The organism is Flavobacterium xinjiangense (assembly GCF_900142885.1).
Lineage (GTDB): Bacteria > Bacteroidota > Bacteroidia > Flavobacteriales > Flavobacteriaceae > Flavobacterium > Flavobacterium xinjiangense.
In genome coordinates this window covers 39,854-58,444 of the sequence record NZ_FRCL01000014.1, presented here as the reverse complement: position 1 = coordinate 58,444, position 18,591 = coordinate 39,854, and the positions used below count along the sequence as shown (strand labels likewise).

Sequence of the window (18,591 nt, the reverse complement as noted above, 5' to 3'; positions counted from 1 at the left end):
TTGTTATAATTTACGTTTTAAAATTTCCGACTTGTTATTTGGTTTGAAGGTAGCTCCGGCACAACACATTACTGCATCAAAACCATACCTAATTTTCATTCGGTCCATGGCTTGATACAAAGACAACATTTCTTCGGTGTCCTCAAATAAGTTGATTTGATAGGTACCTCTGACGAGTCCACTAAAACGAATTCCAATTAAGCGAATCCGCATCCTACGCTGGTATACTTTATCAAATAAATCGGTAACGGTTTTGGTAAGCGTATGATCGGCTGAAGTGTAAGGTACTTTGCATTGTTTGGTTTCCGTATCAAAATTGGCATAGCGTATCTTAATCACAACGGTTGAAGTCAGCCATTCTTCGGAACGCAGTTGGAAGGCTAATTTTTCCACCATTCCAATAAGTATCGATTTCAATTTTGGAATATCAATGGTATCCTGACTAAAAGTATGTTCCGTTGAAATGGATTTCCGTTCCGTATAGGGTTCCACAGGATTATTATCGATTCCGTTGGCTTTCTTCCAAATATCGATGCCGTTTTTACCGATCATTCGCTGTAAAACTTCAGCAGGCATTTCAGAAAGGGTCTGAATATTACGGACTCCTATTCGGGATACTAGTTGAAACGTCACATCGCCCACCATGGGTATTTTTTGAATGGAAAGCGGATTTAAGAAAGACCTTACCCTATTTTCCGGAATTTCCAAGTTCCCTTTTGGTTTTGCTTCTCCGGTGCCAATTTTGGAAACGGTTTTGTTTACTGATAGCGCAAAGCTTATTGGTAAGCCAGTTTCTCTGGTAATGGATTGGGCAAGCTCGTTGGACCATTTATACCCCCCATAAAATTTATCCATTCCGGTAATATCGAGGTAGAATTCATCTATGCTGGCTTTTTCCACGACTGGTGCTTTCTCCTGAATCACTTCGGTGACGTCATGTGATAATTTGGAATACAATTCCATATCGCCTTTCATTACTTTTGCCTGCGGGCAGAGGCGGAGAGCCATTTTAATAGGCATAGCGGAACGAACTCCGAAGGTGCGGGCTTCGTAGGAGCAAGAAGCCACTACGCCGCGGTCACCACCACCAATAATCAATGGTATCTCCTCCAGTTTTGAATTCCCCAGTCTTTCACAGGATCCAAAAAAAGTATCTAAATCCATATGTACAATTGCTCTTATCATAATCCTTTCCTTGTTTTATACTTTACAAAATTAGTACAGATTGTAACAAATTTGATTATATTTGTTGTTACAAATTATAACAAAATCACTATGTCTTTATTTTTCGACAACATCAGGAGCCTTAGGGAGAAAAAGAAAATTACTCAGGAAGAGGTAGCCGAATCACTGGTGATAAGTCGAGGGAGGTATGCGAAATATGAATATGGGACTTCAGAAGCCCCTTATGAAATACTGAAAAGAATAGCGCATTATTACCATATTAGTATTGATCTACTGCTTTCTGTAGATGTTCGAAAAATTCCGATGGATAATTTGCTGAAATTAGAAAATAACAGATTGGTATTGCCAATCACTGTTGATACCAACGGGGAGAATTTTATTGAAATTGTTACTCAAAAAGTTAAGGCTGGGTATTTGAATGGTTATGCCGATCCGGAATATATTGAAAGTTTGCAACAGATTTCTCTGCCCTTTTTGGGCCCAGGAAAGCATAGAGGATTTCCTGTAGAAGGTGATTCTATGCCCCCACACGAGGACGGTTCCATCATCGTCGGGCGCTATATTGAAAAATTGGGCGAAGTAATGGATGGCAAGACTTATATCCTAATAACCAAAAGTGAGGGTATGGTGTATAAACGATTGAATAAAAATAAAAAAAATATATTGGTTGTGGAATCAGACAATAGTTTTTATCCCGCTTACGAAGTCAAGGCTTCTGATATTTTAGAAATTTGGGAATATACCTGTAGTATAGCAATTAAAGAGTTTAAGCCGAATAATTCTATTCCTAATACTATAAAAGATATGTATTTAAAATTAAGTAATGAAATTAAAGATATAAAAAGATATTAAGTAATTCTAAATTCCGCATTAAAGATACAGAAAGTAACTTTCTTTATTTTTTTAAGGATTTTAAGTTATCGAGGTGTACCGGGACTATACAAATTTTGACAAGAAATTACAAAGTAAATTGTTGTGCACACAAAATTATTAAATGAAAAGATACTATCTAAAAAAGTATTTAAACAAATAAATAACGGAGTTTGACTGTAAGGAGATTTGAATGGTAGTGTCTCACTAACTGTGTAAGTCGAAAAGTTATTCTGAAAATTTTTTGAGCCCTCAAAGCTCAAAAAAAATTTTCGGAAATAACTTTTTTTCATATTTTTAAAATTTACATAGTTATGATCGACAAAGACGAATTATTAAACAACAAAGATTTTTATAAATCTTTCAAGAATGCGGATGATTTAACCTCATTCTTCAAAACGATGCACAAACGAGCTGTGGAACACATGCTAGATGCCGAACTCGATGCTCATTTAGACAATGAGAAGCACGATAAAACCGCCAGCGGAAATTATCGTAACGGACACGGAACCAAAAAAATAAAGACCTCTTTTGGAGAAAATGAAATCAAAGTTCCGCGCGATATAGACTCTTCATTTAATCCTATACTGGTTCCAAAAAGAGGAAATATAGCTCAAGGCATAGAAAATGTTATTAAATCTCTTTATGCAAAAGGAATGAGCGTTAGCGACATTGAGGAACAAATCAAGGAGGTATATGATTTTGAAGTCTCCACTTCAACAATATCACGAATTACAAACACAATTACCACTGAAGTAATTACTTGGCAAAATAGGCCTTTGGACGATCTTTATTTAATTGTTTGGATGGATGGAATTGTTTTCAAAGTTAGAGAAGGCTCCAAAGTAATCAACAAAACCATTTATTTAGCTGTTGGACTCAACAGAGAAGGTAAAAAGGAAGTCTTAGGTATGTGGCTTGGCAAAAACGAAAGTAGTAGTTTTTGGATGAGTGTTCTAACTGATTTAAAAGCTCGTGGTGTAGAAGATATTCTTATCACAGCTACCGATAATTTGAACGGCTTTACTCAAACAATCAGAAGTGTTTTTCCGGAGTCTCAAACCCAAATATGTGTGGTTCATCAAATTAGGAATGCCTGTAAATACGTTGTATGGAAAGACCGCAAGCAGTTTACTGCCGATATGAAACATATTTACAACGCTGCAACAAAACAAGCAGCAGAGCTAGCATTAAACGATTTTGCCGATAAATGGGATGCTAAATATTCTTATGCTATCAAATCTTGGCGTGACAACTGGGATGAGCTAACAGTGTTTTTTGACTTCCCAATTGAAATCCGAAAAATTATTTATACTACAAATTTAATTGAAAATCTTAATGGTAAAATCCGAAAATAAAATAAAAATAAAATGTCATTCCCCACAGATGATGCTGTGCTTAAATCGGTATATTTGGCTTTAAGAGAAGCAACCAAGAAATGGTCAATGCCTGTCCGAAACTGGGGAATTGTTTTAAACCAATTTACCCTTATATTTGACAAAAGGCTCCGACTTTAAATTCGAAGCCTTAACTTTTCAACTTACACACTTTATGGGATAGTGTCGATTGAATATTAGATTTTTGATGTTTTTTTGGTTTATTTTCCATTCAATGTCCATGTCGTTATTTCTATTAAATGAACATTTTTTGAATTTCAATATTTCTTGTTTTATCTAAAATTGTTTTGGTCATAAATATATAATCGTAGATTAATTTTTGAATATCATTAACTCCTTGTGGTACATATGATAAATATGGGGGTTGATTGTTTTTTATTGTCAATTTTTGTTCATATTTATAATGGTTCTTCTCAAAATTAATAGCCCGCAAAATATCTATAATCTGATTATGATTTCTTACGTTGATAAATCGTATTTCAAATCCTTCTCTGAACATGACATCTCCGTAAGGTAACAGATGATTGCAATACACATATTCAGCAGTACTATTTATTTTGGATTCTGGGAATTTTTCCTTAAAGGATTCTTTAATTTTCCCGATTTCGAACGGACTTAATGGAGACAATCCTTCCTTAACTTTTGTACTTTCCTCCTTTATTTCTGCCGTTTCCTTAATAGCTTTACCTGTTTGGGTTAATTTTACTGTACCGATAGCAGGTACGGCCGATGTATTATTATCGGTGTTATTGTTAGTTATTATTTCTGATTTTATAAATTGAATTACCTCATCAATTCCTTTCTTTCTTAGTCGAACAGTAGCTTCATTTGTCTCAATATTGTCCCAAAACGGATGTTTAGAATCATTGTATAAACAAATTTGTACAGGTGTATTCCAATAAAATTTAAAACCGGAAAAAGAAAATTCCATGCTTTTTATGTTGTTTTCATATTTTCTATATAATTGATTTAATTTATTCTTATCTAGGTTTAAGAAAAATTCAATTCTGCTACTTATCGTTACATCTACTTTATCCATATAGCTTTTACACAAAAAGACATTATTATCAATAACAATAAACTTTTTATGAATAAAAATATCATTGATTAGTTTTACATACTCTTGAGTTTTATCTAATTTGTTTTTAAGGATATCTAATTCAAACTTATCTTCGACAGTCTCTCGGCTAGGGCGCTCCATTTCTGCTCCATTCTTTATTTCAATGATTTCTTCTAAAGCTTCATCGAAAAGGTTATCATTATCAGCATTGCCCCATGTATCATCGCCCAGTTCCGGAATATCCATCTTGTGAAATAGGATACCCATTTCCCGGTTATTTTTTTCTGAATACTCATACAGATTCATAGAGCCGATAAGCAGAAAATTTTCGTTGTACATACATTTGGCATGTATGTTCGGATGGTACATCAAATTCAAATTATCAATAGCCAGTAATTTACCTTTTTCAGATTCTTTAACCTGTAGTTCTCTATAAATAAAAATAATTTCAACGCCTCGATCATTGGCTTTCATTAATTTTTGAAAAATCTTGTTAGAAAGTTGTAAATAGGGGGAGATAATAACTAATTCTCTTTGGGTTTCATCAATGATACGGGATATCCATTCGCTTAATCCCTGAGTATTTAAAAATTTAGGCATTTATTTTATTTTAATTACGAATTTATATTTTATTAAATTCAATATTTATAATTGATTATGTTTTTTTCTAAATGTATATTTTTTTTACAAAAATGCTCTCAAAAATTGCCAACAAAAAAAAACAGTACAAAAATAATAAGATGGGAAACTTGCTTTTTTCTTCTTAGTAGATGTTCTGTACTAAAATATTGTAGAATATTTTGGTGAGACATTTCTTTTTCTAAGCTAGTTGAAGTGAAAAATAGATTCAGATTTCAGTTTTTTGTTGTTATTTAGATTTGATAACTTTGACGTGCGGGCATGGAAAAAATTTGCGCATTAGCTTTGAGATGATATAGATATATTCGACTTGTTATGCTAGTTAATTGTTATCAATTAGAATCTTTGAATTCAAAATATTTGAACTATTTATTGCAATAACATTCTATTTATTGTTGATTTTTGTCATTATAAAATATTTTTCATTCATAAAAAGGATTAGTTTTCCAGAAATGATTTTAGAATTATCGTTGGTTGTTAACTCTATGTTTTCTCTATAATTTCTGATAAAGTTTTTAGCATCTTTTTTACTTTGATGAATGTAGTAAAATACAGGAGTAAACAAGAATATAAATGAAAAAAGTAAGACAAATTCCTTATTGATGCTTTGTTTGCGAAATCTAGTCAAAAATAAAGGTTTAAAAACAAGTAAACAAACTACTAATAGAATAGAAAGTGCATTTAATAGATTTTTAATATCTTCATCATTTACAAAATAAATAGCGGTAAGATAAACCCCAGATATTGTTGTCAAAATGAAAAATAACAAACTAAAATTTTCATTTTTTATACCTTTGTACAAATAGCATAGATATTGAGAAAACATGATTATAACAAAAAATGCATAGTGAAGTGTTGAAACAATAGCTTTGTTAACATCCATTTCAAAAAATGATTTATCAATATTAAAAACACTGAGATAGTTTGTCCAATATAGCCAGCCTAAACCATACAAAACAAATCCTGAAAAAGTTATTATCGCTGCAATGTTACTAATTGTAAATCCTTTACGATAGGTTGTGTTTTCTTTTATCGGTTTCCTATTTTTTAAGTTACTCATTTTTCCTGGCAAACCATTGTGTATGCTCCCTTGAGAAGGCATTTTCACAATTCATAATATATTCTGAAAATTCCTTTTCTGAGTTAATTATTGTCGATTCAGATTTTATTAGAATAATTTCGTGAGCTGTCAAAGAATATGATGATGAAAGTTCATTGTTTTTTTTTAGCTTGAACCCAAGTTAAGACAGAAGAGGCTGCCACCGCAATGACTGCAATGGGTAGTTTAACATGCACTTGGTATATGCTTATCAATAATAGAATGATAGCAACAATATGAAGACCTACAGAGATCCAAAACCAAATAGATGATTTTCTTTTATTGAATTTTGCCTTACTGGTGTACCATAATGCTTGATTGGTAATTCTTTCTTTACGATAGAGATCAAACCTTTCTTGTAGTGATAGTTTTCTGACTTCAACCATTTTATCGGTTATGGGATCCTCAATACTTGCTTCGATACCTAATTTACCTATCAAGCTTTCGTTTTGTCTTAGAATAGTTTTAAGATCATTGATAAAATGTTTTCTCATTTCTTCAACTTTCTCACAGTCAAAATAGGGCTCTGTCCTCATCATCCATCTCCAAGAGCGAGTTTTAACGGATTCTGCTACTGCACGACCGTTATACCAAATGTCGTCAGGTCTGCTAACTTTTAACCAAATCGTTATTGATAGAGTAGCTAAGAATAATACTGTGGATATTATTTTAAAGATGGGGTATTCCTGACTATCTGATAAAAATGCAAAAAGAGCGGCTATAATTAAGAGGATTAAATAGTAAGCTATTCCTTTAAAATATTTTTTTTGTTCTTTTAAAGAAGAACTATCGGCTGATTGATACAATCCTGGTAAATCCTGATCATTTATTTTTATTTCCATTAGGGTCTTACTTTAGTTTTTTCTGATATTGGATGACTTCTTTTGTCAAAAGCTTGGTCAATATAAGCTTCAGGAGTATCTATAAAGTTTTCCCATTTTACTAAGACACAAAATCGATCTTCTTCAGACCAAGAGCATTTATTGTTTGGTATATAATAATTGTATCTGAACTCTTTAATTGTAGAATTATCATCTATATAAATATATGTATGAGTATTTCCACACTTTTCACAGATTCCAGAACCTCCAAAAACTGTGTCATACATAGATGGTAATACAATTCCTAATATACCATTTTGAGTGTTTTCTTTTCCGTGGTAAAGTGAAGCTTGTAATTCTCGTTTTATATATTTTTGTTCCTTCAATCCTAAATTTTCATTGGATTTTTCACCAATAAGAAAAATTGTTACGGTACTATCTGAAAGATAGTCTTCACGAATTTTTCTCATTATATAATCTTCATCTTCAGAATCAATTGCATCATCCAATGAATGATCAATTATGTCAATTTCCATTTCTTCCTGAATATATTTTTTATATTCTTTGTCTTCTGTTTTAAAGGATATGAAGCATCTGTGTACCATAGTAGTTTAATTTTATTTTTCCCAGTTTAAATAATTATCTAAAACGTGTGTTGAAAATGAATAGCTTTTTGATTGCAACCGATTTTCATTTATTAGTTTGGATTCAGATTCATTTGTAAGTTCGCTAATGTATTTATTGAGGCTTATTGTACCTCTAATTTGGTATCCTACTTTCATAAAATCAGGCAGCGATCTTTCAGAAATTTCTTTAAGTGTCAAAATCGATAGTTTTATCTTTTGATCTCTGGATTTTTCGATCATCGCTTTATCTATGATTGCGGCATGACCATAACCTACTTCAAAAGGGATCCAATTTGATTGAAAAGTTTTCTCTGAAACTACACATAACATATGGGAACTTTCTCTGATACCTTTTTTTATGCTTTCGGTTATTAGGTATGGATCATTTGCACTAGCAGCTGACTGAAGACCAGTATCTTCTTCATCTAAATAATAATCAATTTCAGCTTTACTTAAATATTTTGCAATTTCCCGACACGCTTGTTTATCTTCCTTTTTATGACTTAAGAATACACAGGGTCTATTACTGATTGAAATTTTTTTCATTCTCTCCAATTCCCATGAAATACTCTCAAGCATTGAAGCTTTATTAAATCCCTTCATTATATTTTATTTTGAATATTTTCTAATGGCTTCAACTATACTTTCTGTATTCCATTTAACATTAGTAATTGATTTATCATTGACAATAGCTGACATTCTTAGCTGTCCTCTAGGGATAACCCCTATAATAGGAATATTGTTTACATATGCTGTGTCTAGCTCCCATTTCATCCAATCACTATATGTAGCATATACTCCAGCAATTCCCAGAATAACATCTGAATTTGTAATTTTTGTTTTTAAACGTTGTTTAATGTAAGTTGCATTGTTTGAATTTATTGGAGTATCTCGAGAGGCTTCTTCAAATTCAACATTAAAGTATCCTCTATTTTGTAATAAATTTTTAAGATTTTCTAAGTCTTTGTGGTATTTCCAAGAATGACTTATAAATATAGTATGTGTTTTAGCCATCGATTTTAAACTTTTATTTTTTTAATATGTTCCAGTGAGTTTTTATAAGTTTCTATTTCCCAATCAATGTCGGCAATTTGATAAAAAAGGTTTTCAAATTCTTCGAACAATTCTATTTGATTTAGTGCCAAATAGCAATTGGCATTTGTTGCATAAATCCATTTCAAATCAATTCTTTGGAGGTAATTGTCAGAATCCAGAATAGCACCAATAATTTCAATAATTTTTTCCCTGGTTTTACGAGCTTCAATTTTATGATAAATTTTTTCTTCAGGATTTGTATTTTCATTTGACATAAAATCTAAGCACAGCGCATAATTCTCTCCTGTATAATAATCAGCATTGATTTTAAAACCTTTACCGTAATAATCAATTGCTCGATTGAGGTATTCAAGATCGTTATCAATTAGCCATAATCGTTTATAAATTGCCCCTGTTATCCCTAATGTTTCGGGATCATTAGTTGACTTTCCATCAGGTTCCAGTTGCTTAATAATAGCAAGGGCATCAATTAACGCGGTTCTTTCGGAAGGATTTTTACTTTTATACACACATAAAGCATGTTGTTGAATAAAGTAAGGCTCATTATCAACTTTTTTACATGCTTTAGACCATATTTTTGATGCTTCGATGAAATTGTTGGCTTTCATTTCAGCCTTCGCATGCTCAACCAAAGCAAAAATATGTTTCTCTTTTTCAGACAATTCTTTAATCAAAGAATTATATTCTGCTTCCTCAAGCTTGTAGGGGGTCAATGAATTTATATATTGGAATAGAGGACTATCGACTTCATTTGAAATCGTAGTCACATTAATCAGATTAGTTAAATCATTTTTGCATCGTTCCGCTTCAGTCGCTGAAATATCATCTCCTAAATGTGCATAATGAAAGATTTTATTGTGACTCAAATCAAAAGGAATATTGCCCTCTTGTTCTTTTAAAATTATTGTTGAATAAGGCCTAGCAGCGTGCCTAATTCCCAATTCATATATGGCGTTAGGGTTATAAGTCGTTATATCTGCAATAACTAAATCGGCATGAATTAATAAACCATACATACTTCTATCAATGACCCCAGATTCTTGAATTTCATCTCCCCTGATACACTGGTAGCCTGCACTCTCAACTGCAGGTTTAATTATATTTAGGTAAGTTTTATCTAAATCTAAAGTTCTACCTGATTCAAAATCAGTTCTCCTACCATAGCCCATTATGACAAAACATAGTTTCTTCATTTGATAAAATCCTTTATTATTAGTATTACTATTTTAAAATTCTCTGAATTCATAACTATTTATATTTTTAAACATTATGCATGTACGAATTATTTTTTATAAACTCAATACAGTATCAAATCAAACCTAATTGTACACTCAAATCCAATAAATGTTCAGCTTTTATTTGGTTTGCTCTAATATGATTTTGGTTTACTTGATAGGTTGAAGTCCAAATGATATCATAATTGTGTTTTTTAGTGTTTTTTTCTACTGCATGTACCGTTTCTCCTCTTGTTCTGCATGTGCAAAAAATAAGATTTGGATTGTGCTTTTTAACAATCTCATCAATTCTTTTTTCTAATCCTGTGTTTGGATCCCCCAGGCTTTCCAGAGCAATTGTTTTACCATTAATTTCAATAATAAGAGAAAAATCTACCGAAAGGTTATTTACATCTTTTGAAGAGTGAATAACGTTAGGATTGGGGTACTGACTTAGTAATAAATTTGCTAGTGCAAGGATAGTTCCTGATTTTCCTTTTCCACCCGAATGCCAGATTGCGATAATTGTGTTCATGTTATTTGATTTCTAAATAAGTAAAATGGTCCCGAAAATGAACCATCAAAATTTCAATAAATCTTCCCGTAATGTATCCTTTTGTAGCTTCATCGGGTTCATTTTTATCCCACCATCTTATTTTAAAGGCAATATGATCTGATTCGATATACGGTTTTGGCATTGCTTTTTCATTCCATTGGTCTGGAGTATGGTTATAAAGAATTTCTCCATTATTATTCTTTAAGATGTCCCAAGTTTTTAAATCCCCGTCATTGATTTTTTTATTTATCCGATTGTTTAATTGTTCGGGATTATCTGTATAGGTTTTTATTATCATAATTTTTAAAATGTTTATTTTTTTACTAATTTTTATCTGTATTTAAAATTATTTTCTATCAATTAGTGCATCATAAATGAGATATCTTAAATATTCTTTAGCATCGATTTCTAAACCTTCTAAAAGCATTAATTTGTCAAAGGTTTCTAAAAGTTGGGTTGTCGTTTTTATTTCTTTAAAAAGAATTCCAGTTAATTCCTGTTTAAACATTTTGATTTGATCCGTATTTGAATTATTAATTTTGGTTCTCACCAGATGAACAATCTGTTTATGATCTTTCAGTTTGGTAATCACTTAAGCTTCTTTAAACAGCTCTTCAAAGTTTTCCTTTGATTTGACAAAGTCTTCCAAGTTTGCAAACGCTTTTGTTGGACCAGTACCATGAGTAATTGATAAGACTTTGGTTTTAATATCTTTTGGTTTTATAAAAAGCCTTTGTTCTGTATTGTTTGTATCTTTAAAAATTATGGAGCAGATATTTGAGAATTTCAAAGCTTCCCTTTTAATTTCATCATTTGAAACCTGAAGTGCATTTTCGAATAATCCAACTCCTTTTAATTCTTTAGTCTCGGAAGTTTTAAAAAACATTCTTATAAACGATTCGTTATATTCAAACGAAATTAAATCATACTTCACGTCGGTTGACTGCATTTCGAAGTGCAGTTTTAAAAGCGCAATGACAACCGTTAAAGCATTGCCGTAATTGTAGTATCTTTCTAAAGATATTATGGCTCTTAAATAAAAAGTATTATCTTCATTATCGTGAATAATTCGATATCTCTTACAATGATGTTCCTTCGTTTTTATGAGTTCTAAATTCTGATCCAAAATATCTTTGAAACCTTTAACGATCAGTTTACTGGCATATTTGTCTATTTCATAAAGATTTGAAAAAAAATCTCTCTCACCTGAATGAATTGGATATGCTTTGAAAGAATCAATTTTAAGATCACTAAGATATTGGTTAGTTGTAAGATTATTGAATTTAATCCCAAATCCTCCATTATAATCAAAATTTAAATCCTTGAGGTCACTTATCAAGTCTTCTTTTATATATTTTTCATTTATGTTTTTAATCTTTGTAAAAAGTGATTTTGCCCCTTTGATATTTATCCTTGTGGTATCATTTTGATCAATATTAAAATACTCTAAAATATCATTGTAATAATCACTTTTTTTAATCAACTCCAATAATTCATCAATCTGAATTCCATCGTCTCCATTGAAGAAATTTTCTTTTTCAAGGCTTTGCTTTTTAAATTTTTCCATACCCAAATTATTTTATTATTGAATGAATGATCATTTCAAAACTATTTGATTGAATTCCTCCTTTTTCAAAATTTTTTTGAAATCAGTTCGGATAATCTTTGCTCAACTGGGGTGCTACCCAAGACAATTTGTTTCCTAAATATATATTTTTGTAAAGTATTTTTAGAATTTCTAAGTATAGCATCAAGTTGGTCATAAACATAGTGATACGAGATGCATAAAAAATAATTAGGTAGTCAACTTTAACAAAATAGGAAGATTTACTGCAAAAAATGTTAAAGTTTATTGGGTAGTACTCTATAAAAGTTTTGCCCTTTATCCTTGCCGAGGTTGACAAAGAAAGAGGGCAAATTTTTTTCGGGGGAATATGAAGGATTAAAATACGACTTCTATGGTTGTTCCCTTTTCGGAATTGGAACTAATTTTTAAGTCTCCATTTAATGATTTGGTCCTGTCTTTGATGTTTTTCAATCCAATACCGTATTTTACTTTTTCGGCATTAAAGCCAATTCCGTTATCCCAAACACGAATGGTTATTTTATCTCCTGTTTTTAGTAGCATTATGTAACATCTTTCAGCTTGGGAATATTTATTACTATTCTGTATTGCTTCTTGTATGATACGATAAACATGTATTTTATTATGACTTGAAACCAATGACCAGTCAATGTATTTATCCACCGATACGTCAAATCTTGTATTATATTGATTTTGTTGTGACTCTACTAAAGTTATTATTATCTCCGGTAAACTTTTATCTTCAAAAAGCAGGTTTTGTGTCAAATCATGTGAAACTTGTCTAATTTCATTCTCTGTTTTTTCCAACTCCTTAACCAATTGCTCCTTTTTATCTAATGCATTTGGATCTAATTGAATTAAATTAAAACGTGTCGTAAAAATGCTGTTTACTATTCCGTCATGTAATTCCATAGCTATTCGGTTTCTTTCATCACTGCGTGCTTTTTCAGTTTCAGATTGCTGGACCAACATTAGCTGATATATTCTTTCGTTTGCTTCCTGCTGTTCTTTAATAAATAGTAATTCTTTGTTTTTCGATTTTAGACGGTAAAAAGCAAAAAAGACCCCCAAGAAAATTATAATAATTCCAGAACCAAGAATAATATTGGTGTTTTTGTTAGAGAGGATTTCATTTTTTTCCTCTATTTGATCCGTTTCATAGGTTATTCTTGCAAATTTATTCCGGGTCATTCGCTCTACATTTTGAATGCTGTCATTTATCTTGATGTATAAAATGGAATAATAGTTTTTGTTTTTGGAATCATTTTCCGTTAATAATTTCAATGATCTTATTATAAAAGGACCAGCTTTAATTTTTTTTGCCAGTTTAAAACCTTCTGTAATATAAGTTAAACCTTGTGTAGTGTCCTTTTTATATAAATAATATTCTCCTAGGTTAATTTTACTTGATACGATACCTTGAGTTATATCCAAACTATCACTAATCTTTAATGACTCAAATAACAGTCTGTCAATATCTTTAAAGTCTCCTTCTTTCATTTTAGAATAAGCTATATTGTCTAGCAGCATTGCATATGATTTTGGATAGTTAAGTTTTAAATCCTGTAAAGCCAAACCTTTTTCATAGTAAACTATTGCTTTTTTATAATTCCTCTGCTTTTCGTAGACGCGACCAATGTTATTGAAACAAGATATTCTAGATTTAACTAATTTGTCCTTGGGATAATCTTCGTTTTCAAGTGGTTGTAGTTGATTTAAAGCTAGATCAAAATATTTTAAAGACTCTTCAAAATTATTTAATTCTTTTAATGAAAGCGCAAGTAAATTGTAACTCTCGTAAACTAATCTAGTATTGCTAGTTTTTGAAAGTAATTTTAAAGCGTTTACGGCTCCAGTTTCGCTTTCGGTGAAGTTGCCAGAATCAAATAAAATACCACCTTTATATAATGCTATCCTACCTGAATTCAATGTATCTTTTAAGTTCTTGTAGAGCTTTTCAGACTGATTATAATAGTAAAAAGAGCTGTCAAATTGTGCTTTATCTTCATAGTATTCTCCCAAAAAATACAATGACTTAGCCATATGCGATGTATCTTTTTTCTCTGATGCAAACTCTTTAACTTTCTTCGTAACTTTTAGATATTTATCAAATTTATTTAAGGCGTAGTACTTATTAGCAACTTTAAAAAGTAAATTTCTATTTATTGAATCATTTTCATGTTTTAATAAATATAGATATACGGTGTCTAATGTTTTCTCTTTATAATTGTCTGGTAATACTGATAAATCATACTTGTTTAAAAGCACCTTAACTCGATTTTCATATTCAATATTTTCTTTTTTTTTCTGACAGGAGGTAATCAGTAAGAATAAATTCGCGAACACTAAGATTCTAAGTTTTGTTTTCAATTTTTCTAAGGAATAATTAATCTTTATTTTTTCAAAAATAAAGATTAAAAACCAGATAATTTTTATTATCTGGTTTTTAACAACAGATTAGCCCTTAGTTTTATCTCTATCATCTATTGGGGGAGGTATGACTTCATCAGTTGCTGATACAGAAAGTTTAGTATATTTACTTGAGGTTTCTTTTTCAGCATCTCCGATACTATCCGTTGTACATGAAGACATTAAGATTACAGCTGATAGACAACCCATAGCAATTAATAGCTTTTTCATAAAAAGTGTTTAAAAAATTAGAAATATTTTTATACTGGCACTGATCCAAAAATGGAGTGCCTTTTTTAAGAAAAGCTGGGAAATAGCCGTTCTGAAATATTGAGAATGACACTGCTTTAAAAGCAGATTTTCCCCATCCTCAATATTTATTTAGAAGTTTCTGATGCATTATAACTGGGGCAAATTAACAGGTAAAAACAGCGGTATTTTTAAAATATCAAGAGCTTATAGTGAACCCATTTAGTACACTAGTTAAAGGAGTAATCAAAGTGGGGAAACCCTATGTTTTGAATCTTGATCATATGATATCAGTTCAATATGTATTACGAAGATTCTTTAGGAGAGCTAAATATTGATCTTTCGGATTATGGCCTCAATATTATCTCTGTAAGTTATCGAGAAGGGCAGGATTTCATTGTAATTAAGATAACATTTTGATTTGCTGAAATGAATCCGTGATACATGATTAATGTTAACAATATAACTTTTATGTATCCTCAAAAAATAGAATGGTAATGTGTTCTCAAAATGTTTTAAAGTCTTATAGGCATTCACTGTTTTACCATTGTACAGTTGAATATCAGTTGTGTTGTTATCAGCTTTTAAATAAACAATGTCTTGTAGCGCTACAAATTGGTAATCGCTATATGATTTAATGCAAATAGCGGAAGGAATTGTCGTTGGATTTCTTTTTTCAAATTTGAAAAGACTTTTCCCTAACTCCTGCAACTCTAATGGCACTATGATATAATCAGAAAATCCCGATTGTACTGCTTCCAGTGCATAATCTGGTTCCGAAGCTAATGCTATGAAATAGGGCATTAGATCTACATATTGAAACAAGTCATTAATCGTTTTAAAAAAAGAAGTTTTTTCATTAGATTTGATTGGAATTCTTACGATAACTAATTGAGGTTTTACTTTTATAATTTGATTTATTGCGGTTTGACTATCTTTGGCAACTCCAGCGCAAAAATAATTAGGGAAATTTTCGAAGAGTTCTAAAGTTTCCTTCACATTGATGGCATTGTCGTCAATAATAAGAAAAGAAAACCGCATATAATTATACTAAAAATAAGGAGGTGCAATCTAGAGAAGAATAAATTTCTTTTATTGCAGAAAAACTGCCTATTTTGTTAAAGTTAAAATATCTTATAATGAATGTACTTGTAGTAGATGACCACCCAATGACTGTAGAAGGTTATATTAACGCTCTTCTAGGGGAGCCTTTCGGGAAAAATCCACCCGTTTTTACTAAAGCTTATAATTGTGAGGAAGCCTACTCTACTCTGCTAAGAAGTACTTCTGCAAAACAGTCTTTTGACTTAGCTATCATAGATAAAGGTTTACCCGGTTATGAGGAAAAATCTATTTTATCAGGCAGTGATTTGGCACTTTTAATACGAGAGAAAATGCCTAATTGTAAAATCATTATGATTACTGCACATACTGAAGTCATTATTGTATATGACATCGCCAAGAACGTACGTCCGGATGGACTTATAATAAAAAATGACATTACTCCTGAAAAATTACAGCAAGCTCTATATGAGATACTGCTGGGCAATCAATACCAAAGTCCAATAGTAAAAAGCTGTATCAATGAAATATGGAAAAAGGAATTAATGATTGAAGATGCCAATCGTCAAATCCTTTTGTATTTGTCAAAAGGATTTAAAATCAAGGAGTTGGAGAGTATCATTCATCTAACAACAAGCGCTATCCAAAAGCGTATCATCCGAATGAAAAAAGCTTTTGAGGTAACGGATGACACAGGTCTAGTTAAAGAAGCTATTAAACAAGGATTTATTTAAAACTTCTTTCGTAAATTTTAACATATTTACTTATAACATTCTTTGTTAAAGGTTGTTTTTGTTGTATCTGCAATCCATTTCTTCTATATATGTTTGGCAGAAACTAGAAAATGAACAACTCTCAAAATTTAAAGAGTACGAACAACACTTTAAAATTCTAGTGAATAGAAGTAGTTATTCCAAAAACGCATCGTCCGAATAAAAAAATCTGAGACAACTGACGACTCAGGTCTAGTAAATAAGGCGATAAGCCGTGATTTATTTAGAACCATTTTGTAAATTTTAACACATTTTACTTATAAACAACCTTCTTTGTTAAAGGTTGTGTTTGCTATGTATGTAATCCATTTCTTCTTTTTATGTTTGGTAAAAATATCTATTATTCGCTTTTATAAAATTAATTCAAGTGCACGTGAATTATTTATAAAATTGAAGACGGGTGATTTTAAATATTAATAATAAAAAATTAAAATTATGAAAAAATTAGAAGATTTCGAATGCGAAAAAGTTGAGATTAATACTATTTATGGAGGTAATTTGGCAGATGTCCAAACATGGACGACACATCCTGGTCAGTATGAAAATGATTATGATGGTCAAGATTAACAATTGGAATGATTTTTAAATCTTTTTAGTACAAATACTTAGGCATAATGTTTTATGTCTAAGTGTTTTTTATGACTCTCCTATCTTGATTCTTCGGTAAATGTACTATATGATTTATTTTGAAGACATTGATAATGATGAGAATGTTTTTAGAATCAATATTAAATAATTAAAATTATGAAAAAATTAGAAGATTTCGAGTGTGAAAAAATTGAGATTGACACTATTAATGGAGGTAATGCTCCAGAAGATCATCAAACATGGTGTCAGCTACCCGGAAGTGAATATAATCAATTAGATGGTGTAGATTAACAATATTAAAATGATTTAATATTTTTTTTAACATAAGTATTTAGGATAAACATTATCCTAAATATTTTTTTATAACATTTTTATGATTCTTATATTAAGTAAACCTGGTGATAGAGATACAGATCTAGTTATTGAATGGTTAAATTATTTTAAAACCCCAGTTTTAAGAGTTAATGATGAAGAGCTTATGCAAGGAATAACTACTTTTTCATATGATTCTAATTGTACTGAAAATTCGTATTTTGAAAATTCAACACAAAGAGTATATTTAAAGGATATTTCTGTCGTTTGGTTTAGGAAATTTGGCTATTTAAGAGATTATGAAGCCAAATTAGATTATTTAAGAGATTTAATGCTTTTTTTAAATGATGAGTTTAAAGCCCTTCGCGAATTGATCTTCAGTCTTTTGGATGATAAAAAGTGGCTATTTAAAAGAAGTTTAATGAAATCAAAACTAGAAATTTTAAATTTAGCTAAAAATGTAGGTTTGCAAATACCTAAAACCATAATCGTCACTGAAAGAAATAAATTAAAATTATTTTGGGAAGAAAACAATCATTCGATTATTACTAAGCCTATAGCAGAAGCGTTGCATCTTAAATTAGCTAATAGCACTGTAGGGCTAAGTACTGTAAAAGTTGAAACAGTAAAAAACCTAAATATAAATTTTAGTCCTTCTCTTTTTCAAGAATATATTGAAAAAGAAATTGAACTCCGGGTTTTTTATATAATGGGAAAATGTTATTCAATGGCAATATTTTCGCAAAGTAACCCACAAACTAAAATAGATTTTAGAGCTTACGATTGGGATTTTCCCAATCGCTTTATACCGTTTCAATTACCTTCCGAAATTGAAATGAAAATAGATATACTCATGAAAAAACTACAATTAAATACAGGTTCAATAGACATTCTTAAATCTTCAAAAAATGGTGCATACTATTTTTTAGAAGTAAATCCTTCAGGACAATTTGGAATGACTTCGTTTCCATGTAATTATGATTTACATAAAATCGTCGCGCAAAATTTGATACTTTTAAATAATGAAAAATAAATACAAAATAAGCCTTCCAGTTATTGCAGAATGCACAAAAGAAGATTTGGTTTTAGC

General features: G+C 30.7%; 21 protein-coding genes and 1 pseudogene. 6 read left to right on the top strand and 16 right to left on the bottom strand.

The window, feature by feature from the left end; all coding sequences use genetic code 11:
• Nucleotides 1-3: 3 nt before the first annotated feature.
• A complete protein-coding gene (dinB, locus tag BUC23_RS14615) occupies nt 4-1,185 on the bottom strand; it encodes a DNA polymerase IV (RefSeq protein ID WP_073210696.1) in 1,182 nt (393 codons plus the stop codon).
• Between the two features lie 90 nt (nt 1,186-1,275).
• Here dinB and BUC23_RS14610 point away from each other — a divergent pair, with 90 nt between their 5' ends.
• Both BUC23_RS14610 and BUC23_RS14605 read left to right on the top strand, forming a co-directional pair.
• Nucleotides 1,276-2,037 carry an XRE family transcriptional regulator gene (locus BUC23_RS14610; protein ID WP_073210750.1) on the top strand — a complete coding sequence of 254 codons (762 nt, stop codon included), beginning with the start codon at nt 1,276-1,278 and terminating at the stop codon, nt 2,035-2,037.
• A 332-nt stretch (nt 2,038-2,369) separates the two neighbouring features.
• Nucleotides 2,370-3,572, top strand: a pseudogene (locus BUC23_RS14605) (IS256 family transposase).
• Nucleotides 3,573-3,687: 115 nt separating this feature from the next.
• Here the strand turns inward: BUC23_RS14605 and BUC23_RS14600 are convergent.
• The 15 genes from BUC23_RS14600 to BUC23_RS14535 all read right to left on the bottom strand — a co-directional run bounded on the left by BUC23_RS14600 (nt 3,688) and on the right by BUC23_RS14535 (nt 15,807).
• A complete protein-coding gene (locus BUC23_RS14600; protein WP_073210694.1) occupies nt 3,688-5,112 on the bottom strand; it encodes a phospholipase D family protein in 1,425 nt (474 codons plus the stop codon).
• Nucleotides 5,113-5,536: 424 nt separating this feature from the next.
• Nucleotides 5,537-6,211: a hypothetical protein gene (locus BUC23_RS14595; protein WP_073210692.1), complete on the bottom strand. Its 675-nt coding sequence runs from the start codon at nt 6,209-6,211 to the stop codon at nt 5,537-5,539.
• Entirely contained in the window at nt 6,204-6,344 is a 141-nt protein-coding gene (locus BUC23_RS17860; RefSeq protein ID WP_208609325.1) for a hypothetical protein, read from the bottom strand. The genes BUC23_RS14595 and BUC23_RS17860 overlap by 8 nt, the downstream gene beginning before the upstream one ends.
• Before the next feature lie 19 nt (nt 6,345-6,363).
• The gene (locus BUC23_RS14590) at nt 6,364-7,092 is read right to left on the bottom strand and encodes a DUF4231 domain-containing protein (protein WP_208609324.1); all 729 of its coding nucleotides are present in this window, start codon (nt 7,090-7,092) and stop codon (nt 6,364-6,366) included.
• On the bottom strand, nt 7,092-7,676 hold the full coding sequence (locus BUC23_RS14585) for a TIR domain-containing protein (RefSeq protein ID WP_073210690.1): 585 nt from the start codon (nt 7,674-7,676) through the stop codon (nt 7,092-7,094). The genes BUC23_RS14590 and BUC23_RS14585 overlap by 1 nt, the downstream gene beginning before the upstream one ends.
• A gap of 12 nt (nt 7,677-7,688) precedes the next feature.
• Nucleotides 7,689-8,300 (bottom strand): toll/interleukin-1 receptor domain-containing protein, encoded by a 612-nt coding sequence (locus BUC23_RS14580; RefSeq protein ID WP_084538363.1) that lies wholly within the window; start codon nt 8,298-8,300, stop codon nt 7,689-7,691.
• 6 nt (nt 8,301-8,306) lie between these two features.
• The gene (locus BUC23_RS14575; protein ID WP_073210688.1) at nt 8,307-8,711 is read right to left on the bottom strand and encodes a TIR domain-containing protein; all 405 of its coding nucleotides are present in this window, start codon (nt 8,709-8,711) and stop codon (nt 8,307-8,309) included.
• A 5-nt stretch (nt 8,712-8,716) separates the two neighbouring features.
• Complete coding sequence (locus BUC23_RS14570; RefSeq protein ID WP_073210686.1) at nt 8,717-9,946, bottom strand: TRAFs-binding domain-containing protein; 1,230 nt, start codon at nt 9,944-9,946, stop codon at nt 8,717-8,719.
• Between the two features lie 115 nt (nt 9,947-10,061).
• Nucleotides 10,062-10,502 (bottom strand): hypothetical protein, encoded by a 441-nt coding sequence (locus BUC23_RS14565; RefSeq protein WP_073210684.1) that lies wholly within the window; start codon nt 10,500-10,502, stop codon nt 10,062-10,064.
• A 1-nt stretch (nt 10,503) separates the two neighbouring features.
• Nucleotides 10,504-10,821 (bottom strand): hypothetical protein, encoded by a 318-nt coding sequence (locus BUC23_RS14560; protein ID WP_073210683.1) that lies wholly within the window; start codon nt 10,819-10,821, stop codon nt 10,504-10,506.
• A gap of 48 nt (nt 10,822-10,869) precedes the next feature.
• Nucleotides 10,870-11,115 (bottom strand): hypothetical protein, encoded by a 246-nt coding sequence (locus BUC23_RS14555; protein WP_073210681.1) that lies wholly within the window; start codon nt 11,113-11,115, stop codon nt 10,870-10,872.
• Entirely contained in the window at nt 11,116-12,090 is a 975-nt protein-coding gene (locus tag BUC23_RS14550; RefSeq protein ID WP_073210679.1) for a hypothetical protein, read from the bottom strand.
• Nucleotides 12,091-12,465: 375 nt separating this feature from the next.
• A complete protein-coding gene (locus BUC23_RS14545) occupies nt 12,466-14,478 on the bottom strand; it encodes a tetratricopeptide repeat-containing sensor histidine kinase (protein WP_073210677.1) in 2,013 nt (670 codons plus the stop codon).
• A gap of 87 nt (nt 14,479-14,565) precedes the next feature.
• A complete protein-coding gene (locus tag BUC23_RS17550; protein WP_208609323.1) occupies nt 14,566-14,727 on the bottom strand; it encodes a hypothetical protein in 162 nt (53 codons plus the stop codon).
• A gap of 366 nt (nt 14,728-15,093) precedes the next feature.
• Nucleotides 15,094-15,807 carry a LytR/AlgR family response regulator transcription factor gene (locus BUC23_RS14535; RefSeq protein WP_073210673.1) on the bottom strand — a complete coding sequence of 238 codons (714 nt, stop codon included), beginning with the start codon at nt 15,805-15,807 and terminating at the stop codon, nt 15,094-15,096.
• Nucleotides 15,808-15,905: 98 nt separating this feature from the next.
• Between BUC23_RS14535 and BUC23_RS14530 the strand changes: the two genes are divergently transcribed.
• From BUC23_RS14530 to gwsG, 4 genes are all read left to right on the top strand, one after another.
• A complete protein-coding gene (locus tag BUC23_RS14530; protein WP_073210671.1) occupies nt 15,906-16,562 on the top strand; it encodes a response regulator in 657 nt (218 codons plus the stop codon).
• A 474-nt stretch (nt 16,563-17,036) separates the two neighbouring features.
• Entirely contained in the window at nt 17,037-17,168 is a 132-nt protein-coding gene (locus tag BUC23_RS17800) for a hypothetical protein (protein ID WP_279625707.1), read from the top strand.
• 177 nt (nt 17,169-17,345) lie between these two features.
• The gene (locus BUC23_RS17795; protein WP_279625706.1) at nt 17,346-17,480 is read left to right on the top strand and encodes a hypothetical protein; all 135 of its coding nucleotides are present in this window, start codon (nt 17,346-17,348) and stop codon (nt 17,478-17,480) included.
• An 82-nt stretch (nt 17,481-17,562) separates the two neighbouring features.
• Complete coding sequence (gene gwsG, locus BUC23_RS14525) at nt 17,563-18,534, top strand: grasp-with-spasm system ATP-grasp peptide maturase (RefSeq protein ID WP_073210669.1); 972 nt, start codon at nt 17,563-17,565, stop codon at nt 18,532-18,534.
• Nucleotides 18,535-18,591 lie beyond the last annotated feature (57 nt).